This is a genomic window from Halopseudomonas oceani, assembly GCF_963677335.1.
Lineage (GTDB): Bacteria > Pseudomonadota > Gammaproteobacteria > Pseudomonadales > Pseudomonadaceae > Halopseudomonas > Halopseudomonas oceani.
Window position 1 is genome coordinate 1,584,648 of the sequence record NZ_OY781932.1, and the last position, 19,633, is coordinate 1,604,280.

The 19,633-nt window shown below is 59.6% G+C and carries 18 protein-coding genes; 10 read left to right on the forward strand and 8 right to left on the reverse strand.

Annotated features, from left to right (window positions below; all coding sequences use genetic code 11):
• The first annotated feature begins 213 nt into the window (after positions 1–213).
• The 4 genes from ACKPCU_RS07490 (at position 214) to ACKPCU_RS07505 (ending at position 6,141) form a co-directional block, all read left to right on the forward strand.
• A complete protein-coding gene (locus ACKPCU_RS07490) occupies positions 214–2,487 on the forward strand; it encodes a DUF1631 domain-containing protein (RefSeq protein WP_321351082.1) in 2,274 nt (757 codons plus the stop codon).
• A 61-nt stretch (positions 2,488–2,548) separates the two neighbouring features.
• Positions 2,549–3,118: a 1,6-anhydro-N-acetylmuramyl-L-alanine amidase AmpD gene (gene ampD / locus ACKPCU_RS07495; protein WP_321351083.1), complete on the forward strand. Its 570-nt coding sequence runs from the start codon at positions 2,549–2,551 to the stop codon at positions 3,116–3,118.
• On the forward strand, positions 3,118–3,948 hold the full coding sequence (ampE, locus tag ACKPCU_RS07500) for a regulatory signaling modulator protein AmpE (protein WP_321351084.1): 831 nt from the start codon (positions 3,118–3,120) through the stop codon (positions 3,946–3,948). The genes ampD and ampE overlap by 1 nt, the downstream gene beginning before the upstream one ends.
• 174 nt (positions 3,949–4,122) lie before the next feature.
• On the forward strand, positions 4,123–6,141 hold the full coding sequence (locus ACKPCU_RS07505; protein WP_321351086.1) for a methyl-accepting chemotaxis protein: 2,019 nt from the start codon (positions 4,123–4,125) through the stop codon (positions 6,139–6,141).
• Positions 6,142–6,159: 18 nt separating this feature from the next.
• Here the strand turns inward: ACKPCU_RS07505 and ACKPCU_RS07510 are convergent, their stop codons facing one another.
• The 3 genes from ACKPCU_RS07510 to ACKPCU_RS07520 all read right to left on the reverse strand — a co-directional run bounded on the left by ACKPCU_RS07510 (position 6,160) and on the right by ACKPCU_RS07520 (position 8,705).
• Positions 6,160–6,726 carry a cob(I)yrinic acid a,c-diamide adenosyltransferase gene (locus tag ACKPCU_RS07510; protein ID WP_321351089.1) on the reverse strand — a complete coding sequence of 189 codons (567 nt, stop codon included), beginning with the start codon at positions 6,724–6,726 and terminating at the stop codon, positions 6,160–6,162.
• 109 nt (positions 6,727–6,835) lie between these two features.
• The gene (locus ACKPCU_RS07515; RefSeq protein WP_104737023.1) at positions 6,836–7,741 is read right to left on the reverse strand and encodes a 2-dehydropantoate 2-reductase; all 906 of its coding nucleotides are present in this window, start codon (positions 7,739–7,741) and stop codon (positions 6,836–6,838) included.
• Between the two features lie 7 nt (positions 7,742–7,748).
• Positions 7,749–8,705 carry a GGDEF domain-containing response regulator gene (locus tag ACKPCU_RS07520; protein WP_104737024.1) on the reverse strand — a complete coding sequence of 319 codons (957 nt, stop codon included), beginning with the start codon at positions 8,703–8,705 and terminating at the stop codon, positions 7,749–7,751.
• Between the two features lie 108 nt (positions 8,706–8,813).
• Here ACKPCU_RS07520 and ACKPCU_RS07525 point away from each other — a divergent pair, with 108 nt between their 5' ends.
• Positions 8,814–9,299, forward strand: a complete 486-nt coding sequence (locus ACKPCU_RS07525) for a YajQ family cyclic di-GMP-binding protein (RefSeq protein ID WP_321351093.1) — start codon at positions 8,814–8,816, stop codon at positions 9,297–9,299.
• Positions 9,300–9,333: 34 nt separating this feature from the next.
• On the forward strand, positions 9,334–10,167 hold the full coding sequence (locus ACKPCU_RS07530; RefSeq protein ID WP_321351094.1) for a mechanosensitive ion channel family protein: 834 nt from the start codon (positions 9,334–9,336) through the stop codon (positions 10,165–10,167).
• Between the two features lie 58 nt (positions 10,168–10,225).
• Here ACKPCU_RS07530 and ACKPCU_RS07535 read toward each other — a convergent pair whose 3' ends face one another.
• Positions 10,226–11,602 carry an AmpG family muropeptide MFS transporter gene (locus tag ACKPCU_RS07535; RefSeq protein WP_321351096.1) on the reverse strand — a complete coding sequence of 459 codons (1,377 nt, stop codon included), beginning with the start codon at positions 11,600–11,602 and terminating at the stop codon, positions 10,226–10,228.
• Positions 11,599–11,973, reverse strand: a complete 375-nt coding sequence (locus ACKPCU_RS07540) for an MGMT family protein (RefSeq protein ID WP_104737028.1) — start codon at positions 11,971–11,973, stop codon at positions 11,599–11,601. The genes ACKPCU_RS07535 and ACKPCU_RS07540 overlap by 4 nt, the downstream gene beginning before the upstream one ends.
• Positions 11,974–12,016: 43 nt before the next feature.
• Here ACKPCU_RS07540 and ACKPCU_RS07545 point away from each other — a divergent pair, with 43 nt between their 5' ends.
• Positions 12,017–13,033, forward strand: a complete 1,017-nt coding sequence (locus tag ACKPCU_RS07545; RefSeq protein ID WP_170062987.1) for a DUF481 domain-containing protein — start codon at positions 12,017–12,019, stop codon at positions 13,031–13,033.
• A gap of 62 nt (positions 13,034–13,095) precedes the next feature.
• On the opposite strand, the gene ACKPCU_RS07550 is transcribed toward ACKPCU_RS07545, so the two are convergent.
• Positions 13,096–13,854: an SDR family oxidoreductase gene (locus ACKPCU_RS07550; protein ID WP_104737030.1), complete on the reverse strand. Its 759-nt coding sequence runs from the start codon at positions 13,852–13,854 to the stop codon at positions 13,096–13,098.
• A 191-nt stretch (positions 13,855–14,045) separates the two neighbouring features.
• On the opposite strand from ACKPCU_RS07550, the gene ACKPCU_RS07555 reads away from it, so the two are divergent.
• The 3 genes from ACKPCU_RS07555 to groL all read left to right on the forward strand — a co-directional run bounded on the left by ACKPCU_RS07555 (position 14,046) and on the right by groL (position 16,686).
• Positions 14,046–14,495 carry an FxsA family protein gene (locus ACKPCU_RS07555; RefSeq protein ID WP_321351104.1) on the forward strand — a complete coding sequence of 150 codons (450 nt, stop codon included), beginning with the start codon at positions 14,046–14,048 and terminating at the stop codon, positions 14,493–14,495.
• A 205-nt stretch (positions 14,496–14,700) separates the two neighbouring features.
• Positions 14,701–14,994 carry a co-chaperone GroES gene (locus ACKPCU_RS07560; RefSeq protein ID WP_104737032.1) on the forward strand — a complete coding sequence of 98 codons (294 nt, stop codon included), beginning with the start codon at positions 14,701–14,703 and terminating at the stop codon, positions 14,992–14,994.
• Positions 14,995–15,042: 48 nt separating this feature from the next.
• Positions 15,043–16,686, forward strand: a complete 1,644-nt coding sequence (groL, locus tag ACKPCU_RS07565) for a chaperonin GroEL (protein WP_321351106.1) — start codon at positions 15,043–15,045, stop codon at positions 16,684–16,686.
• 211 nt (positions 16,687–16,897) lie between these two features.
• Here groL and ACKPCU_RS07570 read toward each other — a convergent pair whose 3' ends face one another.
• The gene (locus ACKPCU_RS07570) at positions 16,898–18,094 is read right to left on the reverse strand and encodes an MFS transporter (protein ID WP_321351108.1); all 1,197 of its coding nucleotides are present in this window, start codon (positions 18,092–18,094) and stop codon (positions 16,898–16,900) included.
• Between the two features lie 30 nt (positions 18,095–18,124).
• Positions 18,125–19,621, reverse strand: a complete 1,497-nt coding sequence (pdxR, locus tag ACKPCU_RS07575; RefSeq protein ID WP_321351110.1) for a MocR-like pyridoxine biosynthesis transcription factor PdxR — start codon at positions 19,619–19,621, stop codon at positions 18,125–18,127.
• Positions 19,622–19,633: the final 12 nt, after the last annotated feature.

The window sequence follows — 19,633 nt, forward strand, 5'->3', positions numbered from 1 at the left end:
AATGGCAACAGCCCCTAATATCAGAAAGGGAACTGTGACTTCGATCAAGAATTCGATCGAGGGTGGCAGCGTTGCCAACGTAAGTCGGTATACTGAAAATTAGTGAAAGTTTGACGCCAATTTGTCGACATAGGGATAGCGAAAAGCGCGGCAGGATGGTCTCCGCTGGCGTGCAGCACCATATGACAAGCTTGACTTGTCTGGAGAGCAATAATGTCCCAAGACCCAAAAGTGGTTTCAATCAAGCCGAACCTCGCGGCCCGCGCCGCTGCAGGGGTGTCGTCGTTGCCTGCTCCGCTGATCAGTGTGCGGGATCTGACGGTGGGTTATCTCCAGTCCGCACTGGGGGAGATGTTCGACAAGGCCGATGACAACCTGTTCGAGATGGCCGACAAGGCCGGCAACAATGCTGATCAGGCGTTGTTCTTTGAGGCGATGCGCAATGTTCGCCTGCAACGACATAATGTCGTCAAGCGCACCTGTGATGCTTTGGCACTGGCGGCAGAGCAGATCAATACGGAGGCGCCTTCAGCGGCGCCAGCTGTTACCTTCGAACTGGATACCTTGAGCCTAGTTCAGCCGGACGAATTGGAAGAGACGGTGGCTATTGACGGAATGGTCAACCGGGTTGTCAGTCGTAATCAGACAGCGCTTGCCCACCTGTTGATGAGGGTAAACAGCCTCGCAAAAAAGTCCTTGGACGAACGTAGCAACCCTTTTGCGCCGGGGGCGCTTGCCGAGCACTTTGCTGAGGCGACGAAGTCGCTGGACCTGGATATCAAAGTCCGTTTGATTATCTTCAAGTTGTACGAACGTTACGTCTTCAACGGGATTGACGGGCTCTATGAAAGCCTGAACGAAGCGTTTATTTCTGCAGGCGTCATGCCAGACCTGCGCTTTTCCACAGCAGCGTCCTCACGTCGACCAGCACCTGCGCCAGGGGCGGGTGCCGGTCGTGGCGATAGCGCCGAATCCAGTCGTTTTGCCGAGAACAGTGACCAGCAGGAAATTCTGGGCATGTTCGGTGATCTCATCGGCAAGTGGCGGGTTGCCAGCGGTGATGTTGCGCTTGCAGGGCTGACTGCGCCTGGTGGTGTGCCGATGGGAACCAGCGAGCTGCTGCGTGTGCTTTCGGGCGTGACCGCCGACAATTTTGCCGGAGATGCTGGGCAGAACGGCTTGCGCCGCCATGTCCAGCAGTTGCTGCATGAGCAGCGAGTGCAGAGTGGTGGTGCCAAGACAGTTGCTCGAGTTGATGATGATGTCATCAGCTTGGTGTCCATGCTGTTTGATTTCATTCTGGAAGACCGGGAGCTGCCCGCCGCGGTGAAGGCGTTGATTGCCCGCCTGCAGTTGCCGGTGCTTCGGGTCGCTATCATCGATAAAACGTTTTTCAGCCGGGCCTCTCACCCGGCTCGTCGCCTGCTGAACGAACTGTCGCGGGCCACCATGGGCTGGAATGACCATGATGACCTGCGCCGCGATCAGCTACATGGCTTGCTCGAGCAGATTGTCGAGCAGTTGCTGGCAGAGGCAGAGCCCGATGCAGACATGTTTGATGCCCTTTATCAGCGCTTGACCGACTTCCTGCGCACCGAGCAGCGCCGTGCCGAGCGGGTGGAGCAGCGCACCCGTGATGCGGAGGAGGGGCGTGCCAGAATCAAGGCCGCTCGGGCAGAAGTGGCTCGTGAGATGAACAAGTTGCTGTTGGGGCGGACCTTGCCGGTCACTGTGGTCGACCTGCTGCGCGATACCTGGAGTCAGGTAATGCAGGTGATATTCCTCCGTGAAGGTGGGGAATCCAAAGCGTGGCGCCATGCGCTTGGCACAGCCAAAGCCATGGTGCACAGCGTCCAGTCGGTCGATAAGGCCGGTGTGGCGATGCGCCTGGCCCAGAATCGGCAGATCGAAGCTGCGGTCCGGGCTGGTCTGGAGTTGTTGGGGCTGGATGCAGCTTCGATTGAGCGTCATGTGCAGGCAATTGTCTTGCCCCAGCGTGCTGTACTCGCTGCGGTGGCCGCTGCGACACCCCCTGACGTGCCGAGCGAAACTGAGCCAGCTGAGGTTGCTGCGGCTGAGCCCGCAACGGTTGTTGCTGATGAGTTGCCGGTTCGGGTCGAAGCCGTGCGGGTAGAGGAGCCGGTGCTGGAGCAGGAGCCTGTCGAGGCGCCGCCGGAAACAATCGATGATCTGCCGAGCGTTGGCGCGCAGCGCTGGGTCGAGAGTCTGGGTACTGGCTGCTGGTTGCAACTGGTTGTGGCTGAGGGCAAGGCGCCCCAGCGGTGTAAACTGGCGGCAATCATCAGCTTCAGTGGCAAATATATCTTCGTCAACCGTAACGGCGTCAAGGTTGCGGAGTTGTCCGGCCAGGAGCTGGCTCACGGTTTTGACCGGGGTCAGGTCAGCCTGCTGGATGAGAATCAGTTGTTTGATCGCGCTCTGGAGTCGGTCATCGGCAACCTGCGCCAGTTGCAAGCGCGTACCTGAGCTCTGATGCAGTAGACGCTGCCACCTGCTAGCATGGCGTTTTGGCTGTCAGGGGGCGTTTATGCGCATAAGCGAGGGTTGGTTGGAAGGGGGGGCGCGCTGCCCGTCCAGTCATTGCAACGAGCGGCCCGCCGAGTGTGACGTATCGCTGCTTGTCATCCACAACATAAGCCTGCCGCCGGGCGAGTTCGGCGGCGGTTATGTGCAGCCCTTTTTTACCGGGCAACTGAATCCATCCATTCATCCCTACTTTGCCGAGATCGCTGATCTGCGTGTGTCTGCACACTTCCTGATTGAGCGCGATGGCACCATTACCCAGTTCGTTTCCTGTAATCAGCGCGCCTGGCATGCCGGTGCGTCTTGCTTTGGTGGGCAGGAAAACTGCAACGATTTCTCGGTCGGCATTGAGCTTGAGGGCGCAGACGAGGTGCCGTATACAGACGCCCAGTATCGCGTTCTGGTGCGTTTGACCAAGGCCCTGCAGTGTGCTTATCCCGCCATTGAAAATCACCGTATCACCGGGCACGAGTTCATTGCCCCGGGTCGCAAGACCGATCCTGGACCGGCCTTTGATTGGCGACGCTACCTGCGAGCGTTGGTTTGTTCATCCCCTGCTCAGGAGCTGCACTGATGCACTTTCTTGCCTTGCTGCTGGTTGTTGTACTGATGTGGCTCACCCCTTTGCGGACCGGGCTGCCGCTGGATCTGCCGAAATACTGGGTAGGTTTGGTCGTGCGTCATGGGGGGGGGCAGGCGCGGATTGGCGGAGTGTTGCTGGTATTGTTACCCGTCTTGCTGCTGGTGTTGCTGCAGTGGTGGCTGCAGCGCAATGGGCTGGGGTTCTTCGGATTGCTGCTGTTTGCCCTGGTATTGCTTGCCTGTGTTGGTCGTCAGGACCCACTGGGCGAGTTGGCGGCCGGATTTGAGCGCGCCTGGGCGCGCGGTGATGAGGCCGCCGCTGCGCTGGTGGCAGAGCAGGATCTGGGCGTGGTGGCGGAGGGCGAGCAGTCGGTGCTGGCAGAGGTCAGGGCGGTGCTCGTTCGGGAGATGCTGCACGGTTATGTGGTGACTGTCTTCTGGTTCGCGCTGCTGGGGCCGGTTGGTGCGCTGGGCTACCGCCTGTTGCGGGTGCTGGCTGACGCGTCAGGCACCAATGCGGCCGGACCTGCCGCCGCTCTGGTGCATGCGCTGGAGTGGATTCCTGCGCGCCTGCTGGCCGCCAGCTTTGCGCTGGTGGGCCATTTTGACCATGTTCGCGCTGTGCTGGAGAATGTCCTGTTCAGCTGGGACGTGCCCTCTGATGAGCTGATACATAGCGCGGCCGAAGCGGCGCTTCAGGGCGGGTCGCAGCGGCTCGCCGACGCAGGGGATGAGGGTGTGCTGGCTGATACCCGTACGCTGCTGGTGCGCGCGTTGATGGTCTGGGCCGTCGTACTGGCCTTGTTGGCCGTACTTGGTTAGATTCCTTTGCTGACTGTCTTAAAGTTGCGCTGCTTGGAGCCGATAGCTTTTCTATGAGACAGTCAGTGGCGAAGCAAGAACGCGTCGTCGCGGTAGATAATACAAAAAGCAGCGCTGGTTCAGTCAGCGCATAGCCCTTGCCGCAGGGCAGTTTATTATTAGGAGAGACCTCGGGTGAACAGTCTGCTTTCCCCTGCCATTGCGTTAATGAACCGGCTGAGCTATGGCATGAAGTTCTGCCTGATCAGCGTCCTGTTTTTTGTCCCGCTCGGTATTGTCAGCAGCATGCTTGTGCAGCAGGCCTACGACCGTGTCGAGGTGACTGCCCACGCCCTCGACAGCTTGTCGCTGGTGCAGGCGACCTCGGGGGTGCTACGCAACGCTGAACTGGTGCGTGACCTGGATGCGGTCAACACCCGCTTGGGGCAGGGCGGCCAGGCCGATAGTATTGAGCAACGCCTGATACAGGCGCGCTCCTCTTTGATCGAACAGCTGAACAATCTGCCGCTCGAAGCGGACGATCCGGCCGCAGCAGACCTGATAAAAATGCGCGACGGTCTGGTGCAAAGCTACAAGGACATTGCGGCCGAGTCGATCACCTCCCGTGGTCCCATGTCGGTCCGTGCGATGGACGAAACCGAAAGCCTGCTGAAAATGACAGCCGCATACGCGGGTCTGCCGCAGGACTTCGACCGCAACGTTCGCCAGCTTACCGAGTTACTGATTGGTTCGACGGTAGAGGTGACCTCGGCGCTGGGGCAGGGCCGTGCAACCGGCTCGTATTCCATGGGACTGGGTTTCCTCAACTCAGACGCCAGCCGGGAAATGGATGACCTGGTCAATTCGCTGCAGAAGCTCGGAACCGATTATGCGCAGGCGCTGGATCAGGCGGTGACCAGTACCGGCAGCAGCGCGTTGCAGGGCGCGGCGCAGAGCAGTCGTGAGAGCATCGACAGCGCAATGTCGATCTTTGAAGACGACGTGATCATTGCGGCCTCTCTGGACAGCACCTGGGACGCCTTTTTTGACCGCATCACTGGCGAAATGGATGCGACCTATGCGTTGGATGAGGCCATCTTCGATTATCTGGGTGCCCAGCTCGAGACCCGTCTGGCGAGTAACAAGCGAACCATGCTCGCCCTGGTGGCTTCGTTGTCGCTGGTTGGTCTGTTGATTATCTACCTCTATGCCGGCTTCTATTTCGCTACTCGCCGCACACTCAAGCGACTGTCTCTGCAGATGGGGCAGGTGGCGCGTGGCGATATGACGGTACAGGTTGAAGTTGACAGCCGTGACGAGCTGGGAGCGCTGGCGGCGGACTTCAACAATACCGTTCAGCGCGTGCGCGAGCTGATCCGTCAGGTCAGCGATACCTCTGGTCAGGTGCAGGAACAATCGAGTCAGGTCGAGCATATCGCGACAGAGAGCAGTCAGGCGGTCGCGTCGCAGCGCAGCCAGATTGAGCAGGTGGCGACGGCAATGAACGAAATGGCAGCCACGTCTCAGGAGGTGGCGCGCAGTGCGGCGCTGGCGGTGAACAACGCCGAGCAAGTCAATACCGAGACGCTGAATGGTCGCCGTATGGTTGAGTCTTCAGTGGACGGTATCGAGAAGCTTGCAGGAGAAATCGAGAACTCGGTACGGGTGATCAATCAACTGGCTGACGACAGCTCGTCGATCAGCCGCGTGCTTGATGTGATCAAAGGTGTCGCTGAGCAGACCAACCTGCTGGCGCTCAACGCGGCCATTGAAGCTGCGCGTGCGGGTGAGCAGGGGCGCGGGTTTGCGGTCGTTGCTGATGAGGTGCGCACTCTGGCTCGACGTACCCAGCAGTCCACCGAGGAAATTGAGCAGATGATCGCGCGGCTGCAAGACGGTGTTTCAGCAGCGGTCAAGGCGATGGGCAGCAGCCACAGCATGACGGCATCGACTGTGGAGTCGTCGCTGCAGGTGCAGCAGGGGCTGGACAGCATTCTCAAGGCGGTTACCCAGATCGTTGATCAGAGTCAGCAGATCGCCGCCGCTGCCGAGCAGCAGACGGTGGTCAGTCACGATATCGATCAGAACATCGTGCAGATCAATGAGGCCGGCGAGCGCACTGCGCAGGGCGCGCAGCGCGCCGAGGAAGCCAGCGGCCGCCTCGGGCAACTGGTCCACTCGCTGCAAGGCATTATCAACGCCTTCAAAGTGTGACCGCAGGGGCTGCCAGGCTCAGGCCTCAGGCTTGGGCTTGGCCGCCCACAGTACTTCGGCGGTTCCTTCCAGTATGGCGATCGTTCGCGCCACAACAAATAGCAGGTCAGACAGTCGATTCAGGTAGATGGCCGACTGATTGTTTACCTCTTCCTCAACCGCCAGCGTCAGATAATGGCGCTCGGCACGACGACACACGCTGCGAGTCAGGTGGGCCTGGGCAACAAGCACTGAACCACCGGGCAGAATGAAGTTCTTCAGTGGCTCCAGGCTGGCGTTGTAGTGGTCAATCAACTGCTCCAACTGGGCGACGTCGGCTGCTTCAATCAGGTCGTGGCCGGGCACGGCCAACTCGCCACCCAGATCGAATAACCGGTGCTGGATTGGGGTGAGTGCGAGTTTGAGGTCTGTCATGTGGGCAGTGTCCATCTGGCATAGCAGCAGGCCCAGATGGCTATTTAATTCGTCCACATCGCCCATGGCTTCGACCCGGGGGTGATCCTTGCGAATTCGCTCGCCATTGGCCAGCCCGGTTTCTCCGCCGTCGCCGGTGCGGGTGTACAGTTTGCTCAGGCGGTAGCCCATCGCGTGTGTCTCCTCGAAAGTGTGCGCGCCAGTCTAGGGGCTGTTGTGGTTTTATCACAAGCCATATCACCGGCCCAGGGCGGGCCGAGTGGTGTTGCCGGCAGGATCATCAGTCGGCTGGCAGCCGGTGTGTGCGCAGTGTGTCTTGGGCGGCCCTGTGCAGCCGGTCCAGGGCTGGTGTCGCAAGACCCGCAGCGTGTGCCGCACGGCAGGCGTAGCCGAGAATGTAGTCGAGTTCGGTGCGGCGGCCTGCGTGCAGATCCTGGCGAGTCGAGGAGCTGTTGTTTGCGGTGGCCAGAATGACGGAGTGAACCTGCTGGTCGAGGTCGCCCTGCACGCCTTGCAGCGTCAGGAGTTGCTGCAGTTCGGCTAGGCACTCTGTCAGCCAGCCGTCGGCTCGTTCTGGAACCTCTCCGTTGCGGCAATCATAAATCAGCGTGAAAGGGTTGATCGCGCAATTTACCGCGAGCTTGCGCCAGAGCACTGGCATGATGTCGGGCTGCCAACTGGTTGCGATGCTGGCGGGAAGGGAACTGAGCCAGTCGGGCGCCGGTATATCCGGATGCAATGGACCAATGATGTTGTGGCCGCGGCCCGCCCAGATAAGCTCTTGCTCGCTCGGGCGCCAGGCTCCGTCGGTGACGCTGATGCAGTACACGCGGCAGGCGGGAAAGGCGTCCGCAATCGCCTGTTGCGAGCCCAGGCCGTTTTGCAGCAAAAAAATCTCGGCATCGGGCTGCAGGCGGTGGCGCACTGACTCGACAGCAGGCAAGGCAGCATAGGATTTGGTTGCCACCACAAGGCGCAGGATAGGCGTGGTGGCATCCGCTGTTTCTGCCGCCAACGGTAACCGATGCACAGCGGCTCCATCGTTGAACCCAAGCTCACCGCCGTTGCGGTTCCACTGCTCCAGTCGGCTGCTGTTACGAAGGATCAGGCGGCAATCCCTGTTTGCCAGGCGCAGCCGAGCAGCCCACAGCAGGCCGAGACTGCCCGCCCCGACGATATACAGCATGCGGTCCTTAGCCGAGTCGGGCTTCGGTGATCAGGTTGGTTTCGTAAGCATCGTTAAGATGGCTTTCTACCTGTTGCAGCAGCGCCTCGGCCTCGGGTGCTGCCTGTTGGTTGCTCAGGGTACAGATAACCATGCCTGCGCGGATTGACAGGTAGCCTTCGCTGGTCTTGAACGCTTTGAGATTGAGACCGTCGTGCAGACGGCGAAAACTCGCCGGTTTCAGATCGGCTGCCTGGTCGGCGATGGTGACGATGGCGAACGCGTTGTCGTCAACCCGGGCAATCACGTCGGTGGGGCGCACCAGCTGCTGTAGGCGTCGCGCAGTGCCGCGCAGCACTTCCTGTTGTACGGTGTCACCGAAGCGTTCGCTCAGGGCGGGCAGGTTCTGTACGCCCATGACGACCAGGCAGCACGCACCGCCGCGTGATTCAACATTGCGCAGGACTTCGGTCAGGCGCTGAATCAGGTAGCGGCGGTTGCCGATGGCCGTTAGCCGGTCGACCAGGTTGTGTTCTTCCAATTGCGCGTTGTTGGTTGCCAGCAGCTGGTTCTCATCCAACAGACGGTTGATCAACTGGGAGGTGCGGTCGGCAGCGTAAATGCGCGGCAGCAACTGCTCATTCATCGCCGATTTGCTGATGAAGTCATCTACGCCGCGATCAAAGGCTTCGCCGAGGACGTTGTCGCCCTCGCGTGCAGTCAACAGGACCACGTAGGTGTAATGGACCGATTGCTCGTCCAGCTGACGGATACGTGTGGTCAGCTCCAGGCCGTCCATTTCCGGCATCAGCCAGTCGGCAACCATCACGCTGGCCGGCTGCTCTTCATGCATGCGCAGGGCATCCATGGCCGAGCTGGCGAAACGGATGTTGTTATAGCCGGCCTGACTCAGGGTATGGCCGATGACAGCACTGCTGAACTTGGTGTCATCGACTACCAGGATGCTGAGTTGGGGGTTCGGCATGTAGTTGCTCCCTGCTGGACGTTGGCCGGTCTAGGTATAATGCCATGAGGTTATACCGTCGTTTTGTAATGAACATCATAATTTTGGGTTTTTCTGTGAGGTAGCACAATGCCATCCTTTGATGTCGTGTCCGAACTGGACAAACATGAAGTGACCAACGCAGTTGATAATGCTAAGAAAGAGCTGGAGCGGCGTTACGATCTGCGGGGTAAAGGGGAGATCGATTTCAACGATAAACAGAAGACGATCACCATGAGTGCGGAGTCCGACTTTCAGCTTGAGCAGATGATGGGGATTCTTGAGCTCAGTCTGACTAAGCGCAAGATCGATATTCGCTGTCTGGACGCGGGTGAACCATTTGCCTCTGGCAAGCAGGTCAAGCAGGATGTGTCGTTTAAGGAAGGGATCGACAAGGAGCTTGCCAAGAAAATCGTGGCCTTGATCAAGGATTCCAAGCTCAAGGTGCAGGCTGCGATTCAGGGCGAGCAGGTACGGGTAACGGGCAAGAAGCGTGATGACTTGCAGGATGTCATGGCACTGTTGCGCGGCAGTGAGCTGGAGTTGCCGCTGCAATACAACAACTTTCGCGACTAAGGTCGCGAACCATCGCTGATAAAAGGGGGCACGAATGGATGAAATCATGAACAAGCTGCAAGGGCTTGAAGAGACGCTGCTGCCGCTGCTGGTTGAGTATGGCAGCAAGCTGGCACTGGCGCTGCTGACGCTGCTCATCGGCTGGTGGCTGATTGGTCGTCTGATGAAAGCTATGAACGGGGTCATGACCAAGCGCAACCTAGAGCCAACGCTGCATGGCTTCATCGGCTCAATGGTATCCGTCGCGCTCAAGGTGCTCCTGCTGATCAGTGTTGCCGGCATGGTGGGTATCGAGACAACGTCCTTCATCGCGGTGCTGGGTGCAGCCGGTTTGGCTGTAGGCTTGGCACTGCAGGGCAGTCTGGCCAACTTCGCTGGTGGAGCCTTGATTCTGTTTCTGCGTCCGTTTCGTGCCGGTGAATATATTGAGGCGCAGGGCGTTGCAGGCACGGTTGATAGCATTCAGATTTTCAACACCGTACTGAGAACGCCTGACAACAAGACTGTGATCGTGCCTAATGGCAGCCTGTCCAACGGCAATATCATCAACTATTCCCGTCAGGCGACCCGTCGTGTCGATCTGAATATCGGTATTGATTACAGCGATGACCTCAAGCAGGCCAAGGACATGCTGATGGGGCTGGCCCAAGGCGACAGCCGTGTGCTCAAGGATCCAGAGCCAGTAGTCTGGCTGGTATCGCTGGGTGACAACTCGGTGAACCTGTCGCTGCGTATGTGGACCAAGACAGAGGATTACTGGGGCGTTTTCTTCGAGTTGCAGGAAAAGGCCAAGCTGGAGTTTGATGCAGCAGGCATCAGCATTCCGTTCCCGCAGCGAACTGTGCATCTGGTGCAGCAGACGTCCTGATTTACTCGGGCGCTGTGACAAAAAAACCGGCCATGGCCGGTTTTTTTGTGTCTGTAAGTCAGTCTATGCCGGGGCGGCGCAAGCGATCCGGGTGGGCGTATCTGAGCAGGGCGAAAGCGAGAATGATCGCCGGTAACCCGGTCAGTGCGGTGGCCATAAAGAAGTGGACCCAACCCAACTGGGTGGCCAGAACGCCGGTGAAGCCGGCGGCAAACTGGCCCGGCAGGGTCATCAGAGAGCTGAACAGGGCGTATTGGGTCGCGGTGTAGGCGGTGTTGGTCAGGCTCGATAGATAGGCAATGAACACCGAGATAGCCAGCCCGCCAGTAATGTTGTCGGCAATGATGGCGACGATCAGCCCGTCCGGTTGTGGGCCGATGAAGGCCAGCCAGGCAAAGATCAGGTTGGTCGCTGGCGCCATGAACGCGGTCAGAATCAGGATCGGCGCAATGCCGAAACGGGCCACCATCAACCCGCCGAGGGCTGCGCCGGCCAGTGTCATGGCCAGACCGAAAGCGGCGGCGATGTTGGCGATCTGCTCCTTGCTGAAACCGATGTCGAGATAGAAAGGGTTGGCCATGGTGCCCATGAAAATATCGCTGACTCGGAAGGTCGCGATAAACAGCAGAATGATGAAGGCAACCCGGCCATAGCGCTCAAAGAACTCGGTAAAGGGCGCAATGAATGCGTTGAAGGCCCAGCCGGACAGCTGCAGTCGCCAGCCACTGTGAACCGACTCGCTCAGGTGTTGAGTCAGGCGGGCCTCCTGCGCTCGGGTTGCATCGGTAATTTCCACGCTCGGTTCAGCAATAATCAGTGTTGTTACCAGCCCGATCAGCATCATGCCGGCCATCAGCCCATAGGCCATGCTCCAGTCCTGCAGGGCGGCGATGTGCAGGGCGCCCGCGCCGGCAGCGAGGATGGCTACCCGATAACCGGTGACGTAGGTGGCGGCCATGGCGGCCTGGCGGTGCTTGGCTTCGGCTTCGACCCGGTAGGCGTCAATGGCGACATCCTGAGTGGCCGAACCGAAGGCGGCCAGCACTGCCCATAGCGCAACCCATTCCAGATGCTCCAGCGGATTGGTCATCGACATGCCAAGCAATGCGCCGGCAATCACCAACTGGGCAAGCAGCATCCAGCTGCGCCGACGCCCGAGCAGGCGCGTCAATATGGGGACGGGCAATCGGTCGATCAGTGGCGCCCACAGAACCTTGATCGAGTGCGCCATACCGACCCAGCTGAGAAAACCGATAGACGCCAGTTCGACGCCGATATCGCGTAGCCAGGCGCTGAAGGTGCCGCCGACCAGCAACAGTGGCAGACCGGCGGAGAAGCCGAGAAACAGCATGCCGATGACGCGTGGCTTGAGGTAAACCCGAAGGCCTTCAGCTGGCAGGGGAGTGGTACTGGGGTCGGAAGGGCTGGAACTCATGCTTGTCCTTGTGATGGCGCGGGGTACTCTGGCCAGCCGTAGTGTCGCAGATTCACGCGACCGTTGCGTACCAGTATGCCTTCGGCAGCCAGTCTTTCGCGTTGTTCCCGGCCGCTGGGGGAATCGGGCCCGAGTGACAGCTTTCCCTGGCTGTTGAGGACGCGATGCCAGGGCAGGTTTGTACCCTCAGGCAGTTGTCCAAGCCAGCGCCCGACCAGGCGCGCGCCACGGCCAAGGCCCGCCAGCTCCGCGAGGCGGCCGTAGCTGGTGACGCGGCCGGGCGGGATGCTGGCCAGCACCTGAAAAAAGACCGCCTTGCGTTCGTCACCTGCTGGAGGGTTGAACGCTGGCGCTATCTGCCGGTCTTTCATGGATAATCGCCCGTTTAACCTGATGCCTGCTGGATGGTGTTCAATGCCGTTGTTCCGCGTTGTCTTGTTGTGCTGTCTTACCTTGCTTTCCTGGCGCAGTGTCGCTGATACCCTGTGGCTGGACAATGGGGATCGTCTGACTGGCAAAGTCGAGTTCCTCGAAGGTGGCAAGCTGGTGCTGGAGACAACCTATGCCGGGACCTTGACCATTAGTGTCGCCCGTATCAGAACTTTCAACAGCGAGGAGCCCGTGCTGGTCAAGTTGCGCGACGGCATCCAGCACACCGTGCAGTTGGCCGAGTCGGAGCAGGATGGCCAGGTGCTGCTGCGGGTACCTAACCGGCGACCGGTCGCCACCGAGATTGGCTCGATACGTCAGTTGCTGGTCCCCAGGCCATTGGTTCAGGACTCGGTCTGGGAGGGCGATGCCAGTGCGGCGCTCGATATTAAGGACACCTCCGGAAACGAGAAGCGCGATATCGATATCGATGTCACCTCACGCCTGCGTCACGGTCGCTGGCGCCATGATTGGGCACTGGACTACGACCGGGACTACAGCAACGACGTCAAGACCAGTCACACACTCGACGTCTCCTACGATCTCAATCGCTTTATCACCGATCAGTGGTTTTGGGCCAGCAGCGTGCAGTACAAGCGTGACCATATTAACGAGATAGCCAAGCAGCGTCAGTTTGGCATGGGCCCCGGTTACGAGTGGTGGAATACCGCCCTTGGGCGGTTCGAGACATCTGCGCGGCTGGACCGGGTCTGGCTCAAGGAGCGCGATGGCAATCGTTCGCGCTATGACGCCCTTGGCCTGCAGTGGGATTACCGGCGTTTTCTGCTGGGCAAGCGCTTCGAGTTGTTCCACAGCGCAGAGACACAAATCCCCGACGATCCAAAGGTTCGCTATCTCATGGATGCCGATCTGGGGATACGCTATCGGCTTACCAGTTGGGCGTCGCTAAGCCTCAAGGGAGAGCTGGATTACCTGAATACCACCGACGACAGCGGCTATCGAGATACCCGATACACCCTTGGACTGGGTGTGGGCTGGTAGGGACGGCAGGGGAGAAGAAGCGTGCGGATTGGCGGCGCGCGGCCACCAATCCGCAGACAGCATCAGAGACGCAGACCACCGTCCAGTTCAAGGATGCGGCCGGTGTAGTAGTCGTTCTCGAACAGGTAGGCTGCCGAGTGAGCGATCTCTGCCGGTTTGCCCATGCGCTTGAGCGGAATGCCTGAAGTCATTTTCTCCAGCGCTTCCGGCTTCATGCTGCCGGTCATCTCGGTTTCGATGAAGCCCGGAGCAATGCCGGCAACACGGATACCGTAGCGGGACAGCTCTTTCGCCCAGGTGACGGTCATAGCGGCCACGCCGGCCTTGGCGGCGGAGTAGTTGGACTGACCAACGTTACCGGCGCGAGAGATCGACGAGATGTTGATGATCAGGCCTTGAGTGCCCAGCTCGATCATCTTGGCAGCCACTTCGCGGGTGCCGAGGAATACGCCGGTCAGGTTGACGTCGATAACCGCTTGCCACTGCGCCATGCTCATTTTCTGGATTTGACCGTCTTTAGCTTTCAGCAGCAGACCGTCGCGCAGGATGCCCGCGTTATTGATCAGGCCGTGAATGGCGCCAAAGTCTTCGGCAACCTGGTTCACCATGTGGGTGACCTGCTCTTCGTTGGCAACGTTGCAGATGTACGAGCGGGCGTCGCCGCCAGCGGCTTTGCAGGCTGCAACAGCAGCATCCAGCGCTTCCTGATTGAGGTCGACCAGAGCCAGTTTGGCGCCTTTGGCAGCCAGGAATTCGCCCATGGAACGACCCAGGCCCTGTCCGCCACCGGTGATGATGATAACGCTGTCTTGCAATTGCATTGGGCTCTCCTCGCAAGGGGGGGATGGAAATGAGGTGCGCAAGCATGCACCAGATTTTCGATATTTTGAATACCTGAAGCCGCATTCTGGTCACTTTCTGACCTTGGTGGCGGTGCCATTGGTCGATCTGCCGGTTGAAAGCTGAAGAGGTCGTACCCATATACTTGAAACCTGTCCAATACGAGGTGCGTATGCCCCTGTTCAGATTCTTCCTTTTGCTCCTGCCCCTGCTTGAGCTGGCTACCCTGATCCTGCTTGGCCAGCGCATTGGTGTAGGCGCAACCCTGCTGTGGGTGCTGGGTACCGGCCTGTTGGGTCTGGTGCTGATCCAGCGCCAGGGCTGGTCGATGCTGCAGCAGCTGCAAATCCGCATGGCGGAAAATCGCTCACCTTTTGCCGTGTTGAAGACCGGCATGTGGTGGCTGCTGGCCGGCGTGCTGTTGATGATCCCTGGTTTGATAACCGATGCGCTGGCGGTGCCCTGTCTGGTGCTGGCGCTGGTATCCCGTGGCAAACCGGGGCCGGGCGAGCCCGGTGGCCCGAACGTGTGGCGGCGCGGAAACACCACCATTATCGAGGGCGAATGGCGTCCCGATGATCCAGATCAGGTGTCGCCGGATCGCCGTATCGACCGAGATTGAAAAAAATCTTGCGCTTACCTCTTGAAATGGCCTTGCCAAGCCCCATCTAGTTCACACCGGTTTGGCGGGCTCTGTGAAAGGGCTGAGCCACGAATAGCGACGGGCCGCAAGGCTCGTCCTTCGGATTCGCATTGCGGGTCCGGATTACAACGTGAAAGCGCCGGGTTTCCGGCATTGAAGATCATTTATTGGGAGACACACAACGATGAAAATTCGTCCGTTACACGATCGCGTAGTCGTTCGTCGCAGCGAAGAAGAAACCAAGACTGCTGGTGGTATCGTTCTGCCCGGCTCGGCCGCTGAAAAGCCGAACACCGGGGTTATCGTTGCTGTAGGTACCGGGCGTCTGCAGGACAACGGCGAAGTTCGTCCGCTGGCCGTCAAAGAAGGCGACAAGGTGGTTTTCGGTCCTTACTCCGGCAATAACACCATCAAGGTCGATGGTGAAGACCTGCTGATCATGAGCGAATCCGAAATCTACGGTGTACTGGAAGGCTGATCCGCCACCCCGACACCCCTTAACGAATTCATTTGAAGGAAAGCAAACATGGCTGCAAAAGAAGTTAAATTTGGTATTTCCGGTCGCAACAAGATGCTGGACGGCGTAAACACGCTGGCCGATGCGGTTAAAGCCACTCTGGGTCCGAAGGGCCGTAACGTGCTGATCGAGCGCAGCTTCGGCGCGCCGCTGATCACTAAAGACGGTGTGTCCGTTGCCAAGGAAATCGAACTGAAAGACAAGTTCGAAAACATGGGCGCGCAACTGGTTAAGGACGTTGCCTCCCGCGCCAACGATGACGCCGGTGACGGCACCACTACTGCAACCGTACTGGCGCAGGCCATCGTGACCGAAGGTCTGAAGGCTGTTGCTGCCGGCATGAACCCGATGGACCTGAAGCGCGGTATCGACAAGGCCACTGCTGCCATCGTTGCCGAGCTGAAGAACCTGGCCAAGCCGTGTGCAGATTCCAAGGCCATCGCCCAGGTTGGTACCATCTCCGCCAACTCTGACGAGTCCGTCGGCAGCATCATTGCCGAAGCCATGGACCGCGTTGGCAAGGAAGGCGTGATCACCGTTGAAGAAGGTTCCGGTCTGGACAACGAACTGTCTGTTGTAGAAGGCATGCAGTTTGATCGTGGCTACCTGTCTCCCTACTTCGTCAACAAGCCGGAAACCATGTCTGCTGATCTGGATCAGCCTTACATCCTGTTGGTCGACAAGAAAATCTCCAACATCCGCGAGCTGCTGCCGGTTCTGGAAGCCGTTGCCAAGGCTGGTCGTCCGCTGATGATCGTTGCTGAAGACGTTGAAGGTGAAGCGCTGGCGACACTGGTTGTCAACAACATGCGTGGCATCGTCAAGGTTTCTGCGGTCAAGGCACCGGGCTTCGGTGATCGTCGCAAGGCCATGCTGCAGGACATCGCCATCCTGACCGGTGGTACCGTGATCAGCGAAGAAGTGGGTCTGAGCCTGGAAACCACTACTCTGGAGCACTTGGGTCAAGCCAAGAGCGTTCAGATCAACAAGGACAACTCCACTATCGTTGACGGCGCTGGTGCCAAGGCTGATATCGAAGCCCGCGTTAACCAGATCCGCAAGCAGGTTGAAGAAACCACCTCCGACTACGACCGTGAGAAGCTGCAAGAGCGTCTGGCCAAGCTGGCTGGCGGTGTTGCTGTGATCAAGGTTGGTGCTGCTACCGAAGTGGAAATGAAAGAGAAGAAGCATCGCGTTGAAGACGCGCTGCACGCTACTCGTGCTGCCGTTGAAGAAGGTGTGGTACCTGGCGGCGGTGTTGCCCTGGTCCGCACTCTGGCGGCTATCGAAGGTCTGGCTGGTGACAACGAAGACCAGAACGTCGGTATCAAGCTGCTGCGTCGCGCTGTTGAGTCGCCGCTGCGTCAGATCGTCACCAACGCTGGTGAAGAAGCTGCCGTTGTGCTGGAACGCGTCAAGGCAGGCGAAGGTAACTTCGGTTACAACGCTGCAACTGGCGAATACGGCGACATGATCGACATGGGCATCCTGGACCCGGCCAAGGTCACCCGCAGCGCGCTGCAGGCTGCCGCCTCGGTCGCCAGTCTGATGATCACCACTGAGGCCATGATTGCCGAGCTGCCGGAAGAGAAGCCGGCTATGCCCGACATGAGCGGCATGGGTGGTATGGGTGGTATGGGCGGCATGATGTAATCAGCCTCCCGGCAAACCCGAAACCCGGCTCGAAAGAGCCGGGTTTTTTTATGCGTCAAAAGTGCTGCGCGTCCCTGACGTTGGGCGTATGAAGCAACCAGTCCCGCAGGCCCGGACAGGAAGGCGAAAAGGTGCTGGCTAGCGCTCCGCAGTCGGACGCTGCTGGTCAAACGTATGCGTGAAGACGCTCTTCATTCACATCAGCTATTGCTTAACTCGCCAAGGCGGACCTGCTGCGCTGGTGTCTCTCCTGAAGCAGAACCACTGCGGTGGTTGTTAGCATGAAGCCGACGGCCGCCCAAAGCACGCCGGTGGCCAGCCCGCGATCCAGCAAGAGGCCGAACAGGATCGGGCCGATGACGCCACCCAGGTTGAAGCCGGTGGAGACGATGCCGAAGGTCTTGCCCTCGGCACCCGCGGGCGATGCTGCCCGCACCAGCATGTCACGCGAAGGAGCCACCATTCCGGTCAGGAACCCCGTCGCCCCCAAGGCGATGGTCAGGGCAATGGGGGGTAGCGCTACCTGGATAATCAGGACGACGATCAATGCCGCCAGCGCAAAGGCCCCCGCCGCGACATAGCCATGCCGGCTGGTGCGATCCGCCAGCACACCACCGGCCAGCACGCCAAAGGCGCTGGCAAACAGAAAGACTGTCAGTGCCAGGTTGGCTGCCGGCAATGTCACCTCAAAGCCCTGTACCAGGGCTGATACCGAAAACTTCTCGATAGCGCCCGTGCTCAGGCTGAGCAGAGTGAACAGCAACGTCAGAACTGCCAGCGTCATCACCGATGTGGACACCGGGCGGGCCCCGGCGTTGTGCGATCCACCGGCAATGGCATCGGGATGGTGGTTTTTTGTCGGTGTGCTGCTGACCATCACACCCCAGGCAGCCAGCCCGGCCAGCGCGGCAACGGCAAAGGACCAGCGGGGGGCCAGAAGCAGTGCAACGCCAACCATGACCGGCGGTGCCAGAGCCCCACCCAGAAAACCTGCGAAGGTATGAATTGAGAAGGCTCTGCCCATTTTGTCGATAGGCAGGCCGCGTGACAAAAGCGAGTAATCGGCCGGGTGGTAGACCCCGTTGGCCAGGCCAGCAAGGGTCATGGCGACGAGCAGACATGGGTAGCAGGGGAATATGGCGACCAGTCCGAAGCTGAACGCCCCCAGCAGGAGCGCGGCCATCAGCATCCGCCGGGCTCCCAGTCGATCAACCAGATAGCCGAGCGGCACCTGTACCAGCGCAGAAACGATATTGAACAGACCGATCGCAAAGCCCAGCTCGACAAAGCCGACTTGCATGGTGTCAGGTAGCAGCGGCAGCAGCGCGGGGAGCGCCATGATGTGCAGATGGCTGACCAGATGGGCGGTGGATACCTGCCCCAATAACAGATTGGGTGACGACTTCATTTCAGTCCCTCGTTATTCCCCTGCCGGGGATCAGCCGCAGAGCGTATCCAGTACGGTTGCAAGTTTTTTGACTGCCGCTTCCAGTTCATGGGGCGCATGAGCGGCGAACCCCATCAGGAAACCCGCCTGGTGCCTGCTCGACGCGTGCAGGGCTGTTAGTCCCAGCAGGTCGATGCCGGCCCGGCGTGCAGATTCCACTGCCTCATGTTCGGGGAGGTCACGGGTGAACAGGCAGGGCATCTGCATGCCACCTGCGGGCACGCGTGGTTCCAGATAGTCAGCCAGGTGCTCTGTTATCAACTGGGCCAGTACATCGCGTCGCTTGGCATAGATGGATCGCATGGTTCGCACATGTGCGCCGAAGTGACCGTCGTCGATAAAGCGTGCCAGCGTGAGTTGCGGAATCGGTGCGCTGTGTCCGTCAAGCAGGGTGCGGGCCACGGTCATGGGGGCGACCAATGCGGGAGGCAACACCATGTAGCCGATGCGCAGCCCGGGAAACAGCGATTTGGTGAAGGTGCCGATGTAGATAGTGCGATCGTGCGGATCAAGCCCCTGTACGCAGGCGGTAGGCTTGCCGGCGTAGTGAAACTCGCTGTCGTAATCGTCCTCGATGATCCAACCTTGCTGCTGGCTGGCCCAGTCGATGATTGCCAGCCGCCGATCCAGGGCCAGTGTCGCTCCGGTAGGGAACTGGTGCGATGGCGTAAGGAACACCGCCTTCGCCGCCCCATTAGGTGCCTGTGTTGACTCGAGCAGTTGGTCCACGCGCAGTCCGTCCGAGTCCACAGGGATGGGCACGCACTCCAGGCCGGCAGCATCGAATGCCTTGCGTGCCCCGTGATACGCCGGATCTTCGATAAAAATCCGGTCACCAGCGTCGAGTAATACCTGGGCGCACAGGGTCAAGGCTTGCTGGGAGCTGGTCAGCACCAGTACGCGTTCAGGCGTGGCGCGTGCCCCACGTTCAAGATTGACGTAGTTGGCGATGGCGCGCCGCAGTGACTCCATGCCCTGTGGCGGGCTATGCAGCAATGCCTGCGTGCCGTAATCCTTCAACACCTGTCGCTCCAGCCGCTCCCAGGTCTGCAGTGGAAAACTGCGTGTCTCGGGGACACCCGGCGCAAAGGCACGTGGCAGCAGAAAGTCGCGTACGCCACCACCCTGAAATAGGGCGCTCCCACGCTGGCTGAGACGTGTTGTCTCGTGCTGTGTTCTGGGGCGTGCTGTATTGCCGAGGCCTTGCAGGCGTTGCGCACGCTCTGAGACAAAGCTGCCGCTACCCACCCGCCGTTCGATGAAGCCCTCCGCGTGCAGCTGGCTGTAGGCTGACTCAACCGTGTCGCGGGACACTCCCAAAGACTTTGCCAGCGCACGTGTCGCAGGCAGCGGTCTGCCCACATCGAGCACGCCATCAAGGATCAGCTGACGAATGGCCCGCTGCACACGTGCATGCAGCGGCAAGGCGGCATGCGCCGGATCACTGATCCAGGCTTTGACTGATTCAAGTTGGGCATGCTTGAACAATTGGTCTGATCC

Excerpts from the sequence above, each read along its gene's own strand:
- ACKPCU_RS07490 (WP_321351082.1), top strand. The coding sequence starts at position 214 with ATGTCCCAAGACCCAAAAGTGGTTTCAATCAAGCCGAACCTCGCGGCC.
- ampD (WP_321351083.1), top strand. The coding sequence starts at position 2,549 with ATGCGCATAAGCGAGGGTTGGTTGGAAGGGGGGGCGCGCTGCCCGTCC.
- ampE (WP_321351084.1), top strand. The coding sequence starts at position 3,118 with ATGCACTTTCTTGCCTTGCTGCTGGTTGTTGTACTGATGTGGCTCACC.
- ACKPCU_RS07510 (WP_321351089.1), bottom strand. The coding sequence starts at position 6,726 with ATGGGCTACCGCCTGAGCAAACTGTACACCCGCACCGGCGACGGCGGA.
- ACKPCU_RS07515 (WP_104737023.1), bottom strand. The coding sequence starts at position 7,741 with ATGCTGTATATCGTCGGGGCGGGCAGTCTCGGCCTGCTGTGGGCTGCT.
- ACKPCU_RS07520 (WP_104737024.1), bottom strand. The coding sequence starts at position 8,705 with ATGCCGAACCCCCAACTCAGCATCCTGGTAGTCGATGACACCAAGTTC.
- ACKPCU_RS07525 (WP_321351093.1), top strand. The coding sequence starts at position 8,814 with ATGCCATCCTTTGATGTCGTGTCCGAACTGGACAAACATGAAGTGACC.
- ACKPCU_RS07530 (WP_321351094.1), top strand. The coding sequence starts at position 9,334 with ATGGATGAAATCATGAACAAGCTGCAAGGGCTTGAAGAGACGCTGCTG.
- ACKPCU_RS07535 (WP_321351096.1), bottom strand. The coding sequence starts at position 11,602 with ATGAGTTCCAGCCCTTCCGACCCCAGTACCACTCCCCTGCCAGCTGAA.
- ACKPCU_RS07540 (WP_104737028.1), bottom strand. The coding sequence starts at position 11,973 with ATGAAAGACCGGCAGATAGCGCCAGCGTTCAACCCTCCAGCAGGTGAC.
- ACKPCU_RS07545 (WP_170062987.1), top strand. The coding sequence starts at position 12,017 with ATGCCGTTGTTCCGCGTTGTCTTGTTGTGCTGTCTTACCTTGCTTTCC.
- ACKPCU_RS07550 (WP_104737030.1), bottom strand. The coding sequence starts at position 13,854 with ATGCAATTGCAAGACAGCGTTATCATCATCACCGGTGGCGGACAGGGC.
- ACKPCU_RS07555 (WP_321351104.1), top strand. The coding sequence starts at position 14,046 with ATGCCCCTGTTCAGATTCTTCCTTTTGCTCCTGCCCCTGCTTGAGCTG.
- ACKPCU_RS07560 (WP_104737032.1), top strand. The coding sequence starts at position 14,701 with ATGAAAATTCGTCCGTTACACGATCGCGTAGTCGTTCGTCGCAGCGAA.
- groL (WP_321351106.1), top strand. The coding sequence starts at position 15,043 with ATGGCTGCAAAAGAAGTTAAATTTGGTATTTCCGGTCGCAACAAGATG.
- ACKPCU_RS07570 (WP_321351108.1), bottom strand. The coding sequence starts at position 18,094 with ATGAAGTCGTCACCCAATCTGTTATTGGGGCAGGTATCCACCGCCCAT.